The organism is Flavobacterium esculini, assembly GCF_048284325.1.
Classification (GTDB): Bacteria; Bacteroidota; Bacteroidia; order Flavobacteriales; family Flavobacteriaceae; genus Flavobacterium.
The window spans coordinates 138,351-161,599 of the sequence record NZ_JBLVPI010000010.1; the positions used below are offsets into that span (position 1 = coordinate 138,351).

The 23,249-nt window shown below is 34.4% G+C and carries 14 protein-coding genes; 7 read left to right on the top strand and 7 right to left on the bottom strand.

Features of this window, described 5'->3' with window-relative positions:
- Positions 1-4: 4 nt before the first annotated feature.
- The 3 genes from ACNQGG_RS10480 to ACNQGG_RS10490 are packed head-to-tail and all read right to left on the bottom strand — an operon-like array spanning position 5 to position 5,738.
- Entirely contained in the window at positions 5-1,090 is a 1,086-nt protein-coding gene (locus tag ACNQGG_RS10480) for a hypothetical protein (RefSeq protein ID WP_417963744.1), read from the bottom strand.
- 14 nt (positions 1,091-1,104) lie between these two features.
- Positions 1,105-2,613, bottom strand: coding sequence for a RagB/SusD family nutrient uptake outer membrane protein (locus ACNQGG_RS10485; RefSeq protein ID WP_417963746.1), 1,509 nt, complete (start codon positions 2,611-2,613; stop codon positions 1,105-1,107).
- 14 nt (positions 2,614-2,627) lie between these two features.
- On the bottom strand, positions 2,628-5,738 hold the full coding sequence (locus ACNQGG_RS10490; protein WP_417963748.1) for a SusC/RagA family TonB-linked outer membrane protein: 3,111 nt from the start codon (positions 5,736-5,738) through the stop codon (positions 2,628-2,630).
- 347 nt (positions 5,739-6,085) lie between these two features.
- On the opposite strand from ACNQGG_RS10490, the gene ACNQGG_RS10495 reads away from it, so the two are divergent.
- Positions 6,086-8,950 (top strand): triple tyrosine motif-containing protein, encoded by a 2,865-nt coding sequence (locus ACNQGG_RS10495; protein ID WP_417963750.1) that lies wholly within the window; start codon positions 6,086-6,088, stop codon positions 8,948-8,950.
- A 60-nt stretch (positions 8,951-9,010) separates the two neighbouring features.
- On the opposite strand, the gene ACNQGG_RS10500 is transcribed toward ACNQGG_RS10495, so the two are convergent.
- Positions 9,011-10,288 carry a UDP-N-acetylmuramoyl-tripeptide--D-alanyl-D-alanine ligase gene (locus ACNQGG_RS10500; RefSeq protein ID WP_416858713.1) on the bottom strand — a complete coding sequence of 426 codons (1,278 nt, stop codon included), beginning with the start codon at positions 10,286-10,288 and terminating at the stop codon, positions 9,011-9,013.
- Between the two features lie 65 nt (positions 10,289-10,353).
- Positions 10,354-12,039, bottom strand: coding sequence for a gliding motility lipoprotein GldJ (gene gldJ / locus ACNQGG_RS10505; RefSeq protein WP_417963752.1), 1,686 nt, complete (start codon positions 12,037-12,039; stop codon positions 10,354-10,356).
- A gap of 196 nt (positions 12,040-12,235) precedes the next feature.
- On the opposite strand from gldJ, the gene porU reads away from it, so the two are divergent.
- From porU to ACNQGG_RS10530, 5 genes are all read left to right on the top strand, one after another.
- The gene (porU, locus tag ACNQGG_RS10510) at positions 12,236-16,066 is read left to right on the top strand and encodes a type IX secretion system sortase PorU (RefSeq protein ID WP_417963754.1); all 3,831 of its coding nucleotides are present in this window, start codon (positions 12,236-12,238) and stop codon (positions 16,064-16,066) included.
- 38 nt (positions 16,067-16,104) lie between these two features.
- Entirely contained in the window at positions 16,105-17,274 is a 1,170-nt protein-coding gene (porV, locus tag ACNQGG_RS10515; RefSeq protein WP_417963756.1) for a type IX secretion system outer membrane channel protein PorV, read from the top strand.
- A 101-nt stretch (positions 17,275-17,375) separates the two neighbouring features.
- Positions 17,376-17,858, top strand: a complete 483-nt coding sequence (cdd, locus tag ACNQGG_RS10520; protein ID WP_417963758.1) for a cytidine deaminase — start codon at positions 17,376-17,378, stop codon at positions 17,856-17,858.
- A gap of 146 nt (positions 17,859-18,004) precedes the next feature.
- A complete protein-coding gene (gene pdhA, locus ACNQGG_RS10525) occupies positions 18,005-19,003 on the top strand; it encodes a pyruvate dehydrogenase (acetyl-transferring) E1 component subunit alpha (protein ID WP_416851202.1) in 999 nt (332 codons plus the stop codon).
- A gap of 7 nt (positions 19,004-19,010) precedes the next feature.
- Positions 19,011-20,666, top strand: a complete 1,656-nt coding sequence (locus tag ACNQGG_RS10530; RefSeq protein ID WP_417963760.1) for a pyruvate dehydrogenase complex dihydrolipoamide acetyltransferase — start codon at positions 19,011-19,013, stop codon at positions 20,664-20,666.
- A 55-nt stretch (positions 20,667-20,721) separates the two neighbouring features.
- Here ACNQGG_RS10530 and ACNQGG_RS10535 read toward each other — a convergent pair whose 3' ends face one another.
- A complete protein-coding gene (locus ACNQGG_RS10535; protein WP_417963762.1) occupies positions 20,722-21,963 on the bottom strand; it encodes a glycosyltransferase in 1,242 nt (413 codons plus the stop codon).
- Between the two features lie 111 nt (positions 21,964-22,074).
- On the opposite strand from ACNQGG_RS10535, the gene ACNQGG_RS10540 reads away from it, so the two are divergent.
- On the top strand, positions 22,075-22,656 hold the full coding sequence (locus ACNQGG_RS10540) for a MiaE family protein (RefSeq protein ID WP_417963764.1): 582 nt from the start codon (positions 22,075-22,077) through the stop codon (positions 22,654-22,656).
- 64 nt (positions 22,657-22,720) lie between these two features.
- Here ACNQGG_RS10540 and ACNQGG_RS10545 read toward each other — a convergent pair.
- On the bottom strand, positions 22,721-23,249 hold a 529-nt coding region (locus ACNQGG_RS10545), incomplete at its 5' end, for an IS256 family transposase (RefSeq protein WP_417963766.1).

Genomic DNA, 23,249 nt, shown 5'->3' on the forward strand with positions numbered 1-23,249 from the left:
TATTTTAATTTGTTAATCTAATGTTATCCACATAAATAACTTCCCCAGCTCCAGGATCTGAATCATTTAATCGCAAAACAAGTTGCGTAAATTTAGCCCCTGCTGGTATTCCTGAAATAGCACTGTAATCAAATACAATTTCTTCCCAAGCACCAGATGTAGTAAATGGCGCTTTTACTACCGCAACACCATTTGCTGGCGTTCCACCAACAGACCATTCTAATTCAACATTTAATTTTTTACCAATATTGGCAAGATTAGGATTGTAAGCCAAAACTTTGATTTTTTTTCCATAAGAAAAATTAACAGGAATATTTAATGGGCTATATGTTCCACTCCATGAAGCCACTCCAGTTGGCTTGGTATATTTACCTACCGTTGCACTGGTATTTAAACCTGTAGCGTTTGGATTTGTCACTTTAGAAAAAGTTACATCACCAAAAGTCCCAAAAAAGTAATTTACTGCTGCATTTTCAAAATCAATTGGGAATGCAAACAATGTTTTAGTTTCTTGGATAGTTGCAGCACCTCCGCTTTGAGCTGTTACCTTTAAAACAAAAGGTCCTCCAGTTGCTGGATAAACATGAGCTGGCAATTCTTGGTCTATAGCCATTGGTGTACCCACTTCATTTGCCACATCACCATAATATACTAAAAATGATTTTGCATATAAGGCAGTCGCTTTTACTCTCATTTCTCCAGAGGTAGAAATGACTAAGCTTTCAGGAGCTCTATAAACAACATCTAATGGAAATGTTTGTTCTGTTTTAGCACCAGAAACAGAAGTGGCGATAATTTTTACCGTATATTTCCCTTCTGGATAAACATGAGTTGTACTTGCCCCAGGAGCAACTGTCGCTGGCGATCCTGTACCGTGTCCATAAACTACTTGAAACGAACTAGCACCATCAGCTGTTGGGGTTATCTTTACTTTTCCAGAATTATCCGTACTGATATCAAATATTTTATTGACATTCGCTGACGAATCAGTACCCAAAAGAGCGGTGTCATTATTAATTCCCTCAACAGTACAACTTATAGTAACAGCCAGTAGCATTACAAAGCTGAAAATAAATTTTATTTTTTTCATAATTGTATCTTTTATTAATTATACCCAGAATTTTGTTTCAATTTAGTTCCCTGAAGCTCTCTGGTTGGTAATGGAAAAATCTCATCTTTACCTGCTACGAAACCTCTACTTGATAATTTAGACGCAGCATCGCCCCATCTCACTAAATCAAAGAATCTATGTCCTTCGCCTGCAAGTTCCATTCTTCTTTCATTTTTGATGGCTGCAAGAGTAACCGGAACGGATGGCAAACCAACTCTTGCTCTTACGGCATCAAGCAATGCTTGCGCTCTTGTTCCTGAACCTAATGCTTCAGCTTCCATCAAATACGTATCTGCAAGTCTAATTACATACGTATTCTGTCTGTAATTTAGCTCTGCTGCTCCACCACCAGTACGAACATCTGTTTTTCTTGGAAGGAATTTATTCAAGAAATATCCTGTATCTTGATAGCCACCAATATAATCTGCCTGACCTGCCACTTTTAGAGCTTTTAGATCAAATACAGTAGCTCCAAATCTTGGGTCCAGTTTAATGGCATCATATAAATCTTGTGTAATAACATTGAAACTCCACCCTGATGGCAAATCTGCAGCTGTAGAATTTGATGGTCTTGAGTAACTTCTAGGACCTACCATAACATTTAATGAATTCCCTTCGTCCCTGCCACTTCCCCAGAATCCCCAATCAGAATTACCGGCACTTGTGTGGGATACTTCTATAATTGATTCTGTGTTAAATTTATTGGCAACAACCCATAAATCACTAAAGTTAGACAACAATTTATTACCGTATTGATTCGTTGCGCCCGGTGTACCATTTACTTGAGCCAAAACAGCAGCAGCCTCCGTTTTTTTACCTTCATACAAATATACTTTTCCAAGCATTGCTTGAGCAGCACCTTTTGTAAGACGTCCAGATTCTGTTGCAGCTGGAACCGTTGTTGGTAAACCATTTATTGCTTCTGATAAATCTTTTTCAATTTGGGCATAAACGGCTTCAGGAGCTGCTTGCTCTGCCTCATACATATTAGTCGCGGTCAATGGATCCAATAATAATGGTACATTTTTAAATATTCGAACCAAATTAAAATAATAGATTGCTCGCAACGCTTTCGACTCTGCGGTAAATCTAGTTTTTAGATTATCAGCCATAGCAACATCCGGCAATTTTAAAAGCAAGGTATTAGCTCTAAAAATCCCTTGATAATGATCATTCCAAAAGCTGCCAGGCACATTTGTCGAAGTAAGTGTATGTGTAGAGAAACCTTGAATTCCTGCTCCATCTGTAGAACCACCACCACCTGCATAGAAGTCATCTGAACCTGCATTCATCATTGAAATTATATTTTCAAAACCACCTGAATTTTTTCTAATTGGATCATAAACTCCTACAAGAGCTGCAGTAGCCTGCCCTTCATTGGCATAATAATTATCCGAAAGAAAGGAACCCTTTGGTGTAACATTAACAAACTCCTCAGAACAAGAACCTAAGGAAGCCATTGCTACTGCTATAAATAAATATTTAAATTTTATCGTTTTCATAATTCTTGATTTTATTAAAATTGTAAATTGGCTCCAAACATAAATGTTCTCGCTTGTGGATAGATTCCTTTGTCTATTCCAAATACACCTCCACCAATTTCAGGATCATATCCCGTATATTTGGTTAATGTGAATAGATTTTCAGCGGTTACATACAAGCGCACTTTACTGGCTCCAATTTTACGAATCACATCACTTGGTAATGAATACCCTAACTGAACTAATTTTAATCTCATATAATCTCCTTTTTCTAAATAGAAATCCGACATTTTACCAAAATTACCATTCGTGTCATCATTTGTAAGTCTAGGATACTCATTTGATGTTCCCTCACCAGTCCATCTGCTTAATGCAATAGTTTGATAGTTAGCGTTACCAACATCCAATCTGCGTAATCCTTGGAAAATTTTATTTCCTGCAGCTCCTTGGGCAAAAGCCATAAAGTCGAAGTTTTTATACTCTAAATTCAACGTTAAACCAAAGGTGTATTTTGGAATATTACTTCCTAAAAACTGTTTATCAGCGTCCCCTATAGAACCATTCCCATCAGTATCCACCCAACGGAAATCTCCTGGACGTGCATTTGGTTGAATTAAACCACCTGAAGCATTTGTATAAGAAGCTATTTCAATCTGATTTTGAAAAATTCCAGCAGTTTTAAATCCGTAGAATGAATTATAGGATTGTCCAACTTGTGTTCTTGTTACTGGTCCCATCGACTGAAAAGAAGCGTCTCCTGAAATATAATTTGAATCTGAAGCTACATATGTAACTTTGTTTTCTAAATAAGCAACGTTTCCATTAACAGAGAAGTTAACTTCTCCAAATTTCTTTCTGTAACCCAATTCAACCTCAATACCTTTATTATCCATATCAGCCACGTTTCCTGTAGGATTTGCAGCTACCCCAACGTAACCTGGAATATTAATTGGACGTAAAATCCCATTAGTTGTTTTCTTGTATAAATCTACTGTAAGGTTGAGTGCATCGAAAAATTTCGATTCAAAACCAATATTCGTCTGAGAAGTTTCCTCCCATCTCAAATCAGGATTGTCTAATGTTAGGTTAGCATAACCAGTAGTTATTGCTCCTGCGTTTCCAAAAGAATAATTGTAACCTCCTTCAACTAAGGAAAGATATCTGAAATTTGGAATTGCATCATTTCCTACAACGCCATATCCACCTCTTATTTTCAAAGTATTAAGCACATTGTTTTCTTTCCAAAAATCTTCTTTAGTTAGTACCCACCCTAAATTAAACGATGGAAATACACCAAATTTATTATTGGCTCCAAAACGACTTGAACCATCACGACGAATGATCCCTGTAAACAAATACTTTTCTTTATAATCATAATTCACACGTGCAAACAAAGAAGTCAATTTATGTTCTGTCAAATCGAATGTATAACTGCTTCTGTCTGATTGTGGTATATCAAAGTTGAAAGAGGCATCACGATAATCTGTAATAGGCAATCCAAACAATGTAGATCCAGCCCCCCCACCAATGTTGTCAACATAAGAACCTTGTCCCAACAATACAGTTAAATTATGATTACCGAATTGATTTGCATACGTAACAATGTTTTCAATATTCCATGCAAAACTTTTATTATCATTTTTACTATAATTATTTTTAAGCACATTTGAAGTCGCACTTAAGTAAAAAACAGGGGTAAAACCTTGACCTCCCCAGGTAGACAATTTTCCACCAAGAGTTGATCTCACTTTGATATGTTTCGTTATTGCAGCTTCTAAATAAGCATTACCAACTAAATCATCAGACATGCCATACCCTCCTAATCTTGTTTTGGCATACGCCAAAGGATTAGTCATCTCCTGACCCACCAAACTTGAAATTCCATAAGGATTCCCATTTGAATCTCTAATGACAGGATTTGTACTATATGGAGCGCCATTCGCTTTAACAGGATCTGTTTCAATAATTGGAGTGGTTGGATCCAAGTTTATTGCAGAACTCAATGGTCCACCAAATTCACTGTTCGTATTCCCAATTCCAACGGTCTTTTGTCTCGAAAATCCAAAAGTCTGTCCGAAAGTAAATACTTTAGATATTTTATGAGTCGAGTTCAAACGGAAATTCTTTTTGGTATAATTCGAAATTTCAGTAGAAACAATCCCTTCTTGATCTTGAATTCCAAAAGAAGCATAAAAATTAGAAACATCACTTCCTCCACTAATACTCAATTCATGGGAATAACGAAAAGCGTTGGTATTAAAAATTGCTTTTTGCCAATCTGTTCCAACACCTAAAGCGGACAAATTAGAAAATATAACGGGACCTCCGGCAGCAGTCGATTTTTCATTCAATAAAGCACCATATTGGGTTGCGTTTAACAAATGCAACGTTTTTTCTGGGGATGAAACACCTAAAAAACCATTATAGTTCACAGTGATTTTTCCAGATTTTCCTTTTTTGGTTGTAACCAAAATAACTCCCGTTGCAGCACGTGTTCCGTAAATTGCAGCAGAAGCAGCATCTTTCAGTACCTCTATAGATTCAATATCAGATTGATTAAGAAATCCTATTCCACCTGCATCAACAACAACACCATCAACCACCCAAAGAGGATCATTTCCACCTTCACCAAAAGTAGTCACCCCTCTAATTCGAATAGTAGACGATGAGCCCGGCTGACCGGAACTGGCAGCAATAGTAACTCCTGAAACTCTACCCTGTAAGGCTTGCTCAATACGACCATTAGGAACTTTCTCAAGATCTTTAGCTCTTACACTGGATATTGCTCCGGTAACAACGCTCTTCTTTTGAGTACCATATCCTACAACAACAACTTCCTGTAAGGATTCTGATGAAGGATTAAGTTTAACATCAATTCGATTTCTTCCGTTAATAGGTTCCTGAACGGAAGTATACCCTAAATAACTAAACACTAAAGTACCTTTTGAAGTGGCCTTTATTTGATAATTTCCATCAAAATCCGAAGCCGTAGCTTTGGAAGTTCCTTTAATTAAAATGGATACTCCTGGGATGGGAAGTCCGTTTTCGTCATAAACTTTTCCGTTTACAGTAACATCTTGTGCTTGTGCGTAAACTGAGAATAGAATAGATAAAAAACAAAAAATAAACAATTTTGTAAATTTCATATTTCTAAAAATTTTGGTTAATTAATTAGTAATTTCCAGCAATATTATATTTATTTTTTCTATATTCTCATTTATCTTTCCTTACAAAAACACATCAAAGTCATTTTTATTACTTGACAAAAACACATCAAAATTTACATAACTACCTTATTATAAATTATTTAAATTTTATTTTACAGTGTTATACAAATGTTAATTTAAAAAAAAACCACTACATTTATAAAATATACAAACACTTACATTTTTTTATCAAAATCTGACTAAAACAATTACTTCTTCTTATTGTTCATGAGTAGAAACCGAAGTCTTTTTAAATAATAATCAATTCATTACATTTAGAGTTTATCATGAGATTTACAAAATTCCATCTTCTAATTTTATTAGTAACCTCAACACTCTATGGTCAGGTTAAAAACATTGGTCTTCCAGATATTCAAAATTACAAACGGTCCGATTATAGAGGAGGTACTCAAAATTGGGATATTGACCAAGACAAAAACGGGAATTTATATTTTGCTAATAATAGCGGTCTTTTTCAATTTGACGGCTCTTCCTGGAGGAAGTATAATATCCCAAACTCTGCAGCTGTACGATGTGTAAAAATTGACAATTCTGGGAAAATTTTTGTGGGAGGTTACAGTGAATTTGGCTATTTTAAATCCAATTCAAAAGGAAAACTGGTTTATTTTTCCTTATCAAAAATGATAAACAAGTCCACTTCCAAACTAATGGACTTTATCTGGAAAATACACATTCATAATGATGAAGTCATATTTCAATCATTTGAAAGAACGTACATCTTTAAGAACAAAAAAATCAAAATCCTCGAGCCTCCTAAAAGATTCCAGTTCTCATTTCAAGTAAAAAACCACATTTACATACAAGATATTGCAATGGGATTATTGGAGTACAAAAACGGCAAACTATTGCAGTTAAAAAACTCTACCGTTTTAAACAATACAGAAATCTGGGGCATATTCCCTTTGGCTGAAAACAAACTGCTAATCGCTACTTTAAATAAAGGTCTTTTTATTTATGACAATGAAAAAATAATCTCTTGGGATACCGAAGCGAATATTTTCATTAGAAAGAATAGTTCGCTTGGCGGTGTAGCTATAAAAAATAAATTCATTATACTCAATTCAGTTTTAGACGGGATTATTGTATGTGATATCAATGGAAAAATTATTCAGCATATTAACCGCACAAAAGGATTGCAAAACAATACCGTCCTAACTTCTTTTGTTGACAGTAAAAACAATCTTTGGCTAGGGCTTGATAACGGAATCACCTTTGTAAATGAAAATTCTCCGTTTACCTATTTTGGATTTAGTTACAATCTAAGTACTGTTTATGGTACCTCATTGTACAAAGGAAATCTTTACGTAGCCACTAATCAGGGTGTCTTTTATCATTCTTGGAATAATTCAATCAAAGAAGATACTTTTAAACTCGTAGAAGGCACAACCGGACAAGCATGGAACATACAAGTGATTAACGATCAATTATTTTGTTCACATAACACAGGTGCGCTATTGATAACTGGCGAAAAAACTATAAAAGTATTGGACAACATAGGCTATTGGAAATTCATGCAAATTCCCAATCAACCCAATTATTTAATTGGCTCCAATTACAATGGTTTTTCAATCTTTGAAAAAAAGTCAAGCGGCTGGCAATTTAAAAATAGAGTAGAAGGTTTTTCGAAGTCATCCGGATCATTTGAAATGGAAGGGAAAAATATTTGGATAAAAAAAGACAATTTAGCCTATCGAATGATAATAAGTGACGACCTAAAAAGGTTTGAATCTATCAAAACGTATCAAAATTTGGCGAAAACAGCAAAAGGAATTGGAAATATACAACAGTTGGAAAACAAGATTTATTTTCAAACAAATAATCACTTTTACAACTATTCTTATGAGCAAAATCTATTTTTTGAAGATAAAAAAATGAGTAATTTATTTACCAAGATTCCAAAAATAAACACTTTAACTCAAGATAAATATGGAAACATTTGGTACATTTTTGAAGAATCATTAGGTGTTTTAATGAAAACTAAAACGAATCATTATAAAAATGTTGTGGCTCCCTTTTCAAAACTTACCGGTAATATAGTATACAATAATTTATCAATAAACACAACTGGCCCCAATGATACTTTTATTGGTTTAACAGATGGATTAGCGCATTATGACTCCCATTTACTCAACGATTATGAAGCAAAACCTAAAGCCTACATAAGATGCTTTTCGTTTCCTGGAGATACCATTATTTTAGGAAATGGTCAAAAAGCATTGAACAATTACAAAATCCCCTATGCTTCAAATCATGTGAAATTTACTTTTTCATCCCCTTCATATGAAAATCTTGAAAATCTTGAATTTTCATATCAATTGGAAGGTTTTGATAACCAATGGAGTAATTGGTCTACAAATATCATTAAAGAATATACCAATCTAAGAGAAGGCGATTATACCATGAAGTTAAAAGCCAGAACTAATTATGGCAAACAATCCGAGCAAACAAAATTGAATTTCAGTATTTCTCCTCCTTGGTACAGACATTTTTTGGCCTATTTATTTTATATTTTGCTTATTGTTACATCAGTATTTTTTATTCGAAAACGAATAAAAACGAAAATACGAAAAAACAAATACTACGAAACTATAGAACAAAGAAGGCTTTATCTAGAGAAAGAATCAAAAATCAGACAGGAACAATATGAATTGGAGAAAGAAATAGAAAAATTAAAAAACGATAAGCTTCAAATTAAAATTTTAGCAAAAGACAAGGAACTAGTAAACAATTCTTTACAAGTAGTAAAGAAAAATAAAATTCTAAACGGAATTATTTATAAACTAAAAGATATTAATGTAGAATCCTTTGATGAATCAACCAAATTCCAATTTACGAAACTAAACAAAAGCATTACAAAAGAGGTAAATGCTGATAAAAGCTGGAAAGATTTAGAGAAACATATCAAGAATGTTCATTTCGATTTTCTAAAAAGATTGAAAGAAAAATATCCAACGATTTCTCCAAGAGAATTGGATTTATCTACCTATTTATTAATGAATATGTCAACAAAAGAAATTGCCGAAATCATGAATATTTCAAATGGAGGTGTTGAATTAGCACGCTATCGGTTAAGAAAAAAATTAGAACTTAATAAAAAAGAAAACCTCATCGGATTTTTAATGAGTATTTAATTGGCTCAAAAAAGCCATCATGAATTAGATGATGGCTTTTAAATTATAAAATTTAGTTTCCTACAAAAAATCCAAAGTTCGCTCTAAAGCCATTCCCCTGGAACCTTTTATTAGAATCGTACTATTCTCAATTTTTGTTTCTTTTAAATGACTTGCAAAAGCCTCAAAAGTATCATAGAAATTATCTTCATCTATTCTGTTATCATAAAATGCTTTACCAATAAAGTAACAGGTTACATTTTTTTCGTTAGAAAGCATTGTTATAATTGCTTTATGCTCTTGTTGACTCTCATGACCCAACTCAAACATATCCCCCAATATCATAATCTTATTTAAATTATCCAATTGTATGAAATTATCAATAGCAACACTCATACTACTCGGATTTGCATTATAGGCATCCAGAATAATTTGGTTCGTTCCTTTGGTTAATAGCTGCGATCTATTATTCTCAGGAATATAACCTTCTAAAGCCTCTTTAATAGCATTATCCTCAACTTCAAAATATTTTCCTACAGCAAGTGCCGCATTAATATTATTGGCGTTGTACAATCCAATTAAATGAGATGCGATTGTACCATTAGAATAACTTATTTCTACAAATGGATTAGCCTTTACTGTCGTTATATTCACATTAGCATTTTCTTTATTTATGCCAAAAGAAAATGATCTCAATATTTTTGCTTTTTCCACCTGAATAGGGTCTTCCAGATTTATAAAAGCTAGTTTATCATTTTCTAAAAGATAGTGATACATCTCACTTTTTCCTTCAATAACCCCTTCAACTCCGCCAAAGCCTTCCAAATGTGCTTTACCAAAATTAGTTATATAACCATAATCCGGTTTAGCTAATTCACAAAGAAATTCAATTTCCTTTTTGTGATTAGCACCCATTTCCACAATCCCAATTTCAGTTTCCGAATTAAAAGAAAGCAAGGTCAATGGTACCCCAATATGGTTATTTAAATTTCCAATTGTTGCTTTAGTCTTATACTTTTTTGAAAGAACAACATTAATGAGCTCTTTTGTTGTTGTCTTCCCATTGCTTCCGGTAAGAGCAATTATAGGTAATTTTAAATAGGCTCTATGGAATTTTGCTAATTCTTGTAAAGCCATTAAACTGTCTTCAACCAAAATAGTTCTTTGGTCAATAAAATATTCTCTGTTATCGATAATAATATAGGAAGCCCCTTTTTCTAATGCTTCTATCGCAAATGTATTGGCATCAAAACGGTCTCCTTTTATGGCAACAAATAATGAATTTGGTTCAATTTTACGAGTATCTATTGAAACCGATTTACATTTTAAAAACAAACTATGAATGTAATTGATATCCATCTAAAAACGATTTAAAAAATAAAAGCCCTAATCAAAGGGCTTTTATTTACAATTTTATATTAAAATTAATTTCTTGCTGATTTTCTCTTATCTGCTTTAGCACCAACTCTCGACATAGCACATCTAAATCCAATATAATCAGTTGCCATATCTTGAGGAAAATACCTTCTTTGTGCTGGATCTAACCAGTACGCCCTGTCTCTCCAAGATCCTCCTTTGTAAACTCTTACGTCATCATTGATCAAAGTAGTTCTCTTGCTTGATTTATCGTACTTCCTTACCATTTTTCCTAAACTGTCTGTGGTGACATTATGTTTAGGAGAATTGTACATGATTTTCTCTTGTTTTTGTTTTTCATTTTCCGACTCAGAAGAACCAAAATTATAATATCTTGTAGATTGTTTGTCCCCATCTCTATAATTGATATTATCACTTTTATCAAAATTTTGTCTCAAATACGTTTCTTGTTCATCAACAGGAACTTGAGCAATTTGACCTGGAAAATTTCTGGCAACTATTCTTCCGTTACTCAACGTATCATATTTCATGTTGGCTGCAGTAACGATTTCAACTTTACCGTCTGCTCCAATTTTATTTTTAGTGTATTGATTCCCTCTAAAATAATTGAAATCATTTGATTCATTATCAATAATTGGCCTGTAAACATCTTGTACCCACTCGGCTACATTTCCAGCCATATCATACAATCCAAAATCATTTGCTGGATAACTTTTCACAGCGTTAGTAATATCAGCTCCATCATCAGACCAACCTGCTATCCCACCATAATCTCCATTTCCTTGTTTGAAATTGGCTAGCTGATCCCCTTTACTTTGTCTTTTTCCAGAACGTGTATACGCTCCTGACCAAGGATACTTTTTCTGACCTTTATAGATATTGTATTCTCTTTGTCCAACATCTGCTGCCGCTGCATATTCCCATTCTGCTTCGGTAGGAAGCCTGTATTCTGGAAGTATAATCCCTGAAGAGCGTTGCGCATATACATTTTTTGCTTCTGTAACCTTACCGTCTTTTCCAGCTTTTGGTGCTTTTTTACCTCCTCTACCACCTTTTAAAACAATTTCCTCATTTCCACCATAAGTTGATGTAGGACTATTCAAATACGTTTCAGTACTAAACGAACTTTCAGCAGTTACATCTTGCGTTTTAGCATTTTTCTTAAGGTAACCGTTTTTTTCTAAAACTGCCTCATTCACACGATCAGTTCTCCATTTACTGAATTCAACTGCTTGGATCCAATTCACCCCTACAACAGGATAATTTGCATATGATGGATGTCTCAAATAATTGTTAGTCATTGTTTCATTGTAACCCAATCTATTTCTCCAGACCAAAGTATCAGGCGATGCACCTTCGTATATATTTTTGTAATTTTCTTCAGTTGGTGGAAAGACACTTTTTAACCAATCTAAATATTCTAAGTACATAAAGTTTGTAACTTCAGTTTCATCCATATAAAAGGACTGAACATGCTGCTGTGTCGGGGTATTGTTCCAATCGTGCATAACATCATCTTCAACTTTACCCATTGTAAATGTCCCGCCTTCAACAAAAACAAGACCTGGTCCAGCTATTTGCTTTTTCGCTCCTGAAGCTTTTTTCCCGTCTACATTCCAGCCAGTGGCTCTTGATGCATTTTTTGAGCTAGACTTTTTGCTACAACTCGCTAAACCCACAATCAATATCATAGATAGCATCAATCGTAAGGTCATAATTTTGTTTAGTTTCATACTCTTTAGTAGGTAATAATTTAGGTGCCGCAATATAAATAATTAACCATTAACCTGCAACATCCTCTTTTAATAATTTTATCAGAAAATAATACAATAAAAACGCAAATTTATAATATTTATTATTTACTATCATACTAAATGATTTATTTTTACTCATTAATACTATTTAACTATCTATACCGTTAAAAAAACAATGAGAAAAACACTCCTGGTCTATTTATGCTTAGTTTCCTTTGTCTCTTTTGCTCAAATTAAAGGGGACGTGAGCATTAAATGGTTAGAAAAAAAGGAAATGCCTTTTGGTGATTTCAAAATAAATATTCCTCAATTTTCTGGGAATAATTATTATTATGACATTTCAAAAAAAGCACTTTTCTATACGTTAAACCTATCAGAATCAACTACATTTAATGAAAATGATCTTCAAATCACAAATATAGTTTACGAATCAATCCCAGCTTCTGAACTTGGCGAATTAGCCTTGGAAAACATCCCAAGAAACCCAAATCCCTCATTAAGAATTACGAATTCAAGAGATTTAAGACAGGCCTTTCTTTCCTTATCACCAATCGTAAAAGATGACTTTGGACACAAACGAATCCAATCATTTTCTTACAACATAAAAAGTAGTTCTTCAAGAATTTCAGAATCCAATAAAAGCACAAATACAGTTTCTAATTCTATTTTGGCTTCTGGAGATTGGTACCGTTTTTATATCGAAAAATCCGGTGTTTATAAAATATCCAAAAGTTTCTTACAACAATTAGGACTCAACATAAGCAACACCGACCCAAAAAAAATAAAAATTTATGGAAATGGCGGCAAAATGTTGCCATTGTCAAACAGCATTTATTATCCTCAAGATTTAATCGAAAATCCTGTTCAAATTATAGGCGAAAGTGACGGTGTTTTTGACAATGACGATTCTATTTTATTTTATGCCGAAGGACTTGATACTTGGAACCAAGAAAGTCAAACCTTCAATAATTTATATGATACAAAATCCTATTATTATATAACCATTCAAGGAGATAACGGAAAAAGAATCCCGCAAATGATTCAACCTGGCGGAAACAGCTCGGTAACATTAAATTCATTTGACGACCATCAATACCATGAATTAGATCTTGTAAACATTGCGCATCTTGGCCGTCAATGGTTTGGAGAATCCTTTGACATCAATCAAGAACAGGAGTTTGACTTTAATTTTCCAAACTACGACGCAACAACGCCAATAAAAATTATAGTAAGAACTGCTTCTGCTGCTTTTACACCTACTTCTTTCAAAGTAGCCGCTAATGGCCAAGAAATTGGCAACATATCATTTCCCTCTTTAAATACCAATTCAGATATGGAATTCAACTTGGGCTCCATACCTAACAACATTTCTTTTAACGGTTCTGAAAATGTAAAAATAAAATTAACCTATAACAATAACGGCGTTCCTGGTTCAAAAGGGTATTTGGATAATATCCAGCTTATCGCCAAAAGAAAACTTCAAGGCTACGGAAAGCAATTTACTTTTCAATACGACTTATCAAATTCAAGCCTTGGCATTGTAAGTTATTCAATCTCAAATGCAACTGGAATTTCTCAAGTTTGGGACGTAACTGACTTATATAATGTAGCCAAAGTCGAAAATTCAAATCAAAGTTCATTTACTTTTAAAGCAAATCTGGGAGAACTCAGAAAATATATCGCCATTGATCCAGCAGACTATTTTACTCCTTTAAAAGACAGTAAACCAAAAATTGCTAATCAAAACTTAAAAGGAACGCTTTTTAAAAACGCTCAAGGACAGTTTCAAGATATAGATTACGTAATTATTACTCCCGGTTTCTTAACAACACAAGCCGAAAAATTAGCCAGTTTTCATCGTGCTAATTCTAATCTGAATGTAAAAGTAATTGCTCTTGAAACCATTTACCAAGAGTTCTCATCAGGAAAACAAGACGTCTCTGCCATCAGAAATTGTATAAAATACATCTATGAAAACGCATCCTCTGCTAATAAAAGAATAAAATATATAAATCTTTTTGGCGACGCATCCTATGATTTTAAAAATAGAATAGTCAACAACACTAACATTGTCCCTATTTATCATTCTCTAAAAAGTAACACATCAGGCGAGGCTTCCTTTGCTTCTGATGATTTTTACGGATTAATGGATACTAATGAAGGGAACATTGTTTCTTATTTTGGGGGAATTGATATTGCAGTCGGGAGAATGCTAGTCAATGACACGAAGCAAGCTGATGAAATGGTCAACAAAGTCATTGAATACAATGATTTAAAATCATATGGAAGCTGGAGAAATAATTTTGTCTTGATTTGCGATGATTCAGATCAATCTTCGGACGCAAGTTTACAAAACAGACAAAATAATTTAGCGGATGTTATTGCTGCCGAAAAACCATTTTTGAATGTCAATAAAATAATATTAGATTCTTATGTTCAAGAAGCTTCGGCGGGAGGATTTAGGTATCCAAAGGCAAGAACTGATTTTTTTAATGCTTTCGAAAAAGGAGCTTTGGTGTTCAATTATTTAGGCCATGGTGGAGAAGATGGTCTATCAAGCGAACGTATTTGGGAAAAATCAGACGGTCAAAAGTTAAGCAATCAATACAAATACCCATTATTCATAACCATAACTTGTGAATTCTCCCGTTTTGACAATCCTTCCAGACCAACTGCAGGGGAATATACGTATTGGAATCCAAAAGGTGGAGCAATTGCAATGATTACTACCATACGAGCCATAGGCCAGTTTAACGCTGAAAATTTCAATGATATTCTTTCTGAAAACTTATTATCTTTTGGATCTAATCAATACACTTCGATTGCTGAAGCACTTCGAATCTCCAAGAACAGCAATCCAAACTCAGCCACTAATGTAGTTTTTTACATTGGCGACCCAGCCTTAATGTTAGCGATATCCAAACCAAAAATAAGTCTTACTAAAGTAAATGACGTTTCAATTTCCCAGCCTATTGATGATTTTAAATCATTAGCCAAGATTAAATTGTCCGGAGAAATTACGGATGAAAACAATAATCTGCTCACAAACTATAATGGTGAAGTTTCCACCACTGTTTTTGACAAAATTATTTCAAGAACAACATTCAATAACGATGGAAACAGCACTCCCATAAATTTTAATGTTTTGGGTGAAACTATTTTTAGAGGCAATGCTTCCGTTACCAATGGCAAATTTGAGTTTAGCTTTGTTGTCCCAAGAGACATTAGAATCCCACTAGCCAATGGAAGAATCAGTTTTTATGCTAAAAAAGATCAACTATTAGAAAACCAAACTGGCTATAATACTAGTATAAAAGTAGGTGGAATTAACGAAAATGCCGTTGCGGACAATATTAGTCCAAGAGTTAAGTTATATATGAATGACGAAACTTTTGTTTCGGGAGGCACAACTAATGAATCGCCTTTCCTACTTGCTTTTCTTGAAGATGAAAATGGTATAAATACAGCCGGTGGAATTGGTCATGACATTGTTGCAATTTTAGACGGCGATGTGAATAATCCTTACATTCTAAACGATTATTACCAAACAAAATTAGACGATTACACAAATGGAACACTTCGATTTCCGCTGCGTAATTTATCAGTAGGATTACATACTATTTCATTTAAAGCTTGGGACGTTTATAACAATCCCATAATTACCGAAATTCAGTTTGTAGTAGTTGGTAACGAAACTTTAACGTTAACACATGTATTAAACTACCCCAACCCATTTGTCAATTATACTGAATTTTGGTTTACCCATAACAGACCTTACGAAGCATTAGACGTTCAGGTTCAAGTTATGACGATAACCGGTAAAGTAGTTTGGACGAAAAACCAAATTGTTTTAACCGAAGGATTTTTATCAAAAGAAATCACTTGGGATGGAAAAGATGATTTTGGAAGTAAAATTGGGAAAGGAGTCTATATTTATAAACTCACGGTGAAATCAAACTTAACGAATAAAAAAACTGAAAAGTTTGAAAAACTTGTAATACTTTAATATTATACTATATTTGTTTAATCAATATTCTTACAATAATGAAAAAAATTACGTCGGTTTTTATCTGTTTATTTATTATTTTACTTGCCAAGGCGCAAGATAGAGTTATAACTACAGGAGTTCCGTTTTTATTAGTATCTGCTGATGCGAGGGCTGCGGGTATGGCAGATATAGGTGTTGCCTCATCTGCAGATGCTTTTTCACAACAATGGAACCCAGCAAAATATGCTTTTGCAATAGACAAACAAGGCTTTTCAGTGAGTTACACTCCTTACCTTACTGATCTAGTAAATGATATTTCATTGGGACAATTAACGTATTACAATAAACTTAACGAACGAAGTGCGTTTGCCGGTAGCTTACGCTATTTTGGTTTAGGAGAAATTGAATTACGCGAAACGGGTAATGTTGATGAAGTCCCAAGAATAGTTTCTCCAAATGAATTTGCTTTAGACGGCTCCTATTCCTTAAAATTGAGCGAACGATTATCTATGGCAGTTGCAGGACGTTATATTCACTCCAGTCTAAAAGTAGCGACGGATAATGGTGATGCATCGCCTGCAAGTTCATTTGCGGTGGATATAGCAGGATTCTATCAATCAGAAGAAATTGCTTATACTGATTTTAACGGAAGATGGAGAGCCGGATTTAATATTCAAAATTTAGGACCAAAAATAAGTTATGATAATGATGAATTTAGCAACAATTTTCTACCTGCCAATTTAAAAGTAGGAACTGGATTTGATTTCATATTAGATGATTTCAATAAAGTAGCTTTAAATTTAGAATTCAATAAATTATTAGTACCAACGCCACAAAATCCAGATTTAAATGGAGACGGAACCACAACTCCGGAGGAAAGAGCACAAAACCAACAGGACTATCGCTCTATAGGATGGGTATCTGGCGTATTTAAATCATTTGGAGACGCTCCTGATGGGTTCAGTGAAGAATTAAAAGAATTTACGTATGCCGCAGGTGCAGAATATTTATACCAAGATTCATTTGCCATGCGTTTGGGATATTTCCATGAAAGCCCAGAAAAAGGAGCCAGACAATTTTTCTCGCTTGGAGCAGGATTTAAATATACTATTGTAAAAGTGGATGTATCTTATTTATTCTCCGCATCGAAAGTAAAAAACCCTTTGGAAAATACGCTTAGATTTTCACTTACATTTAATTTTGGCGATAAATATGACGAATATTAATTAATACGGTTTTAAATATAAACTACTAATCCAAATTTCATCCCGAAGATTCAGTCCCGAAGATTCGGGATGAAATTTGGATTTTTTTTCCAGTAAAAAGAATGAAAGAAATTATTATTACGACACAATTCAGTGTTTTTGATTCCCTCGAAGATTTACCAAGTGACATATACGACTTAATGGAGCAAGCTGTAGCTGTTAGAAAAAACGCTTATGCCCCCTATTCGAAATTTAGAGTCGGCGCAGCGATTCTTTTAGACAACGGAAAGATTGTCCTAGGCTCAAATCAAGAAAACGCAGCGTATCCTTCTGGCCTTTGTGCTGAACGCGTTGCAATTTTTCAAGCAGGAACTATATATCCTGAAGCTAAAATTTTAAAAATGGTAATAACTGCTGCTTCAGATACGAATAAAACAACAACACCTATACCACCTTGTGGTTCTTGCAGACAATCAATAGCAGAATATGAAATAAAACAGGAGACCCCCATTGAAATCTACTTTATGGGAGAAACTGGGACTATTTACAAATCAGAATCCCTAAAAAACTTACTCCCTTTCCTGTTTGACAAAAGCTTCTTGTAAAAAAAAACCAAAAACTAGCTTATAAATTTTACTTCTTAGTTGGAATGTCTTATTTTTGCGGTTCGCAAATTTGTTGGAGGAAACCATTTTGCGTTATAGGTACCAATTGATAACACAATAACACTTTAGCAAAAGAATTAATTCAGATGAAAGAAGTTACAAAAGAAGTTTATTTAAAGTGGTATGAAGACATGCTGCTTTGGAGAAAGTTTGAGGACAAACTTGCAGCATTATACATACAACAAAAAGTTAGAGGATTTCTACACTTATATAATGGTCAAGAAGCCGTTCTGGCAGGTGCATTACACGCCATGGACTTGACAAAAGACAAAATGATTACCGCTTATAGAAATCACGTTCAACCAATAGGAATGGGTGTAGATCCAAGACGCGTAATGGCTGAACTAATGGGAAAAGTTACAGGAACATCCAAAGGAATGGGTGGTTCTATGCACATTTTCTCAAAAGAACACCGTTTTTATGGTGGTCACGGAATTGTAGGAGGACAAATTCCTGTAGGAGCAGGATTGGCTTTTGCAGATAAATATTTTGAAACAGGTGGTGTTACTATGACCTATTTTGGTGATGGTGCTGCTCGTCAAGGTTCTTTACACGAAGCTTTCAACATGGCTATGTTATGGAAACTTCCAGTAGTATTTATCGTTGAAAATAACGGTTATGCGATGGGAACTTCTGTAGAAAGAACTGCAAATCATACTGATATTTGGAAACTAGGTTTAGGATACGAAATGCCTTGCGGACCAGTTGATGGAATGAATCCTGTAAAAGTTGCTGAGGCAATGACAGAAGCGATTGACAGAGCACGTCGTGGTGACGGACCAACTTTCCTTGAAATGAAAACGTATCGTTACAGAGGACACTCCATGTCTGATGCACAATTATACCGTTCGAAAGAAGAAGTAGAAGAATACAAAAAAATAGATCCAATTACACAAGTTTTAGATGTAATTAAAGATCAAAAATATGCTACTGAAGAAGAAATCGAAGTAATTGACCAAAGAGTTAAAAGTTTAGTGGAAGAATGCGTAAAATTTGCGGAAGAATCTCCTTATCCTGAAATTCAACAATTATACGATGTAGTATACGATCAAGAAAACTATCCATTTTTACCTCATAAACTATAAATCAATTATGGCAACAATAATAACAATGCCTCGTTTGAGCGATACGATGACGGAAGGAACGGTAGCGGCTTGGCTAAAAAAAGTAGGCGACAAAATCGTTGAAGGTGATATCCTTGCAGAAATTGAAACCGATAAAGCAACAATGGAATTTGAGTCTTTCAACGAAGGAACTCTATTATATATTGGTATCCCAGAAGGAGAAACTGCACCGGTAGATTCTCTATTAGCAATAATAGGAAATGAAGGTGAAGATGTTTCAGCTTTAATAGCTGGAAAAGCAGCTCCTGCAACTGAAGAAGCTAAACCTGCTGTTACCGAAACAGCAGCTGCACCCGAAGTTAAAAAAGAAGAAACAACTGCAGCACCTGCAACTACAGCTTCTTTACCAGAAGGAGTAATCGTCGTTACTATGCCTCGATTGAGCGATACCATGACCGAAGGCACCGTTGCTACTTGGTTGAAAAAAGTAGGTGATAAAATTACCGAAGGTGATATTCTTGCTGAAATCGAAACCGATAAAGCAACAATGGAATTTGAATCTTTCAACGAAGGAACTCTATTATACATAGGAATTGAAGAAGGAAATACTGCACCTGTTGACAGTCTTTTAGCCATCATTGGACCTGAAGGAACTGACATTAGCGGTATTGCTGAAAATTATAAAACTGGAGGAGCTCCACAAACTCCTGTTGCAACTGAAGAAGCAAAATCAGCACCAGCTGAAAAAGCAGCAGAACCAATTGTACAAGAAGCATCAACTGACGGACAACGAATTTTAGCATCACCATTAGCAAAGAAAATTGCAAGTGACAAAGGGATTCAATTGACTCAAGTGAAAGGTTCAGGGGAAAACGGACGTATCGTAAAAAGCGATATTGAAAACTTCACCCCTAAAACTGCTGCTGCACCGGCTACTGCAACTTCTGCACCAGCCAAAACAGAAACTGTTGCTGCATCAAAACCATTTGTTCCAGCAGGAGAAGTTTTTACAGAAGAAATCAAAAATTCGCAAATGCGAAAAATCATTGCTAAACGTTTAGCAGAGTCTTTATTTACAGCTCCACATTACAACTTAGTAATAGAGGTAACTATGGATGAAGCAATGAAATCAAGAGTTATCATTAACAGCGTTCCTGATACAAAAGTATCATTTAACGATATGGTGATAAAAGCTTGTGCATTAGCATTGAAAAAACATCCAAAAATAAATTCACAATGGAAAGAAGATGTTATCATCATCAACCATCACGTGAATATTGGAGTTGCCGTAGCTGTTGAAGACGGATTAGTGGTTCCTGTATTACGATTTACAGATGCTATGAGTTTATCTCAAATTGGTGGAAACGTAAGAGATCTTGCAGGAAGAGCTAAAAACAAAAAATTATTACCTACAGAAATGGAAGGAAGTACTTTTACAGTTTCTAATCTTGGAATGTTTGGTATTACCGAATTCAACTCAATCATCAACCAACCGAACTCTGCAATCCTTTCAGTAGGAGCTATTGTAGAAAAACCAGTTGTAAAAAACGGACAGATTGTAGTAGGAAATACAATGATGTTATCTTTAGCTTGCGATCACAGAACAATTGATGGCGCAACTGGAGCACAATTTTTACAGACATTGAAACAATTTATAGAAAATCCAGTTACGATGCTCGCATAATAACCTGGTTCTTAAATACAAATCCCGTCTTGTTTTAGAACTTGACGGGATTTTTTCATTTATTCTTTGCTTCTATCCAAAGCGACATGTATTTTGTGCTTTTTAAAGTATGATGTTGCAACATCGCTCCCATAAAGTTAGTCAAACGATGTTTTTGTAAATCAGTTTGTAGCATCCCAACTTTTTTTGCAAAATCATCCTCGAATAATTCCTTCAAATACCGTTGATTGATAATTGCGATTCCGTTTTGTTGGGCTTTAAGCCAAATATATTTGTCTTGATACAATAGTACTGCCTTATCTGTAAAATCAGTTATATCATCGGTAACAAAACCATTCCAAGGTAAATCACCGTGCATTGATTCACCACCAATATTTGTCGTAACACTTGCTGTTCCGCACTGCATCGCTTCCAATAATTTCCCCTTTATACCTGCGCCAAAACGCAAAGGCGCTAAGACAACTCGTGCATTACATACTACTTCTTGTGCATCATTCGCACGACCCATTATTAAAAACCTATCTTTAACATTATGCAATTGCAATATTTTTTGCGAAGGATATGCTCCATAGATATGTAAAACTGCCTCTGGTAATTGTTTTCTAATTAAAGGCCAAATTGTTTCTTTAAGATACTGAACTGCATTCCAATTAGGTTCATGAAGAAAATTTCCGATAAAAATAAAGTTTTCTCGTTCTTCAAATGAAGGTAATTTTTGAACCCCAGCACTATTGATTGATTCCAATAAAAAAGGCAAATAATAGAACAACGCTTTATCGATTTTAAATACAGATTCCAATAATTCCATTTCGAATTCTGAAATCATTAGAGAAAGATCACATCTCAAAATACTGGCGATCTCACGTTTTGCAACGTCTTCAAGAAACAAATCAGTTGCATTAAACAGACGTTTTTCCTTAAATGCTTTTTGTCGTGCTAAACGTAAACAGTGTAAATCCTCTGTATCTAAAAGTCGTAATGCATCAGGACAATTTTCGGCAACACGCCATCCAAATTGTTCTTCCATCATAAATCGATCAAACAAAACAATCGTAGGATTCAGTTCTTTTATAAAAAGATCAAAACTATAATTATTTAGCTCAATTGTTTTTTTATCAACTCCGAAGCTTTCTAAATCGACCATGAAATCACTGTCTTGAGCTGGACTAGCAAACGTAATGCTAAAACCTTGCTCTTTAAAAAGCGAAATCAATTGCATCATCCTTCCTCCTGCTGCTGACGAATTGGGCTCTGGCCAAACAAAACCAATAATTAAAAGTTTTTGCACGTGATTCATATTTACATAAAGTTATACCTGCAAAATAATGCTATTTTGATGGTAATCCCATCATTCCGAAGAAAAATCAGTAAGAAAACACTAATTTTGCTCTAAATAAATTCCAAGAAAATGTTAGGATTAAAATTAGTCACAGACCCACGTTGGGTAAATATAGTCGAATCAAATATTGAAGAAATTTTGACTGACCACGCTTGGTGCGAACAAAAAGCAGCATCAAACGCAATCAGTATAATTACTTACAATTCTGAATTAGAGGAATTAGTCACCGAAATGTTGATCATCGCTAAAGAGGAATTAGATCATTTACAATTGGTTCATAATTTAATAAAAAGAAAAGGCCTAACTTTAGGTAGAGAAAGAAAAGACCATTATGTAAATGAACTTTTCAAATTTATGAAAAAAGATGGCAGCCGAAAAGATGCGCTCTGTGATCGATTGTTATTTTCTGCCATGATTGAAGCCCGGAGTTGCGAACGCTTTAAGGTTTTATCCGAAAACATAAAAGATCCTGAATTGGCTACTTTTTACAGAGACCTCATGATTTCAGAAGCTGGACATTACACTACCTTCCTGGGCTTTGCACGAAAATATGCTGATAATATTGATGTGGACAAACGTTGGGCTGCGTGGATTGAATTTGAAACATCCATCATTACCAATTATGGTAAAAACGAAACTATTCATGGTTAATGAACTATGAAAATTTAGACACTATCCCATAAAGTGTGTAAGTTGAAAAGTTAAGGCTTCGATTTTATAATCGGAGCCTTTTTTCAAATATAAGGGTAAATTGGTTTAAAACAATTCCCCAATTTTTGATAGGCATTGACCATTTTTTGGTTGATTCTCTCAGGGCCAAAAATACTGATTTTAGCACAGCATCATCAGTTGGAAATGACATTTTATTTTTAGTGTATTTTCGGATTTTACCATTAAGATTTTCAATTAAATTTGTGGTGTAAATAATTTTTCTGATTTCAATCGGGAAGTCAAAAAACACAGTCAACTCATCCCAGTTATCTCTCCAGGATTTGATAGCATATGAGTATTTAACATCCCATTTATCTGCAAAATCATTTAAAGCTAGTTCTGCAGCTTGTTTGTTTGGCGCATTATAGATATGTTTCATATCGGCAGTAAATTGTTTTCTGTCCTTCCAAACAACGTATTTACATGCGTTTCTAATTTGATGCACTACACAGATTTGTGTCTGAGATTCAGGAAAGACACTTCTGATTGTTTGAGTAAAACCGTTCAAATTATCAGTAGCCGTAATAAGTATA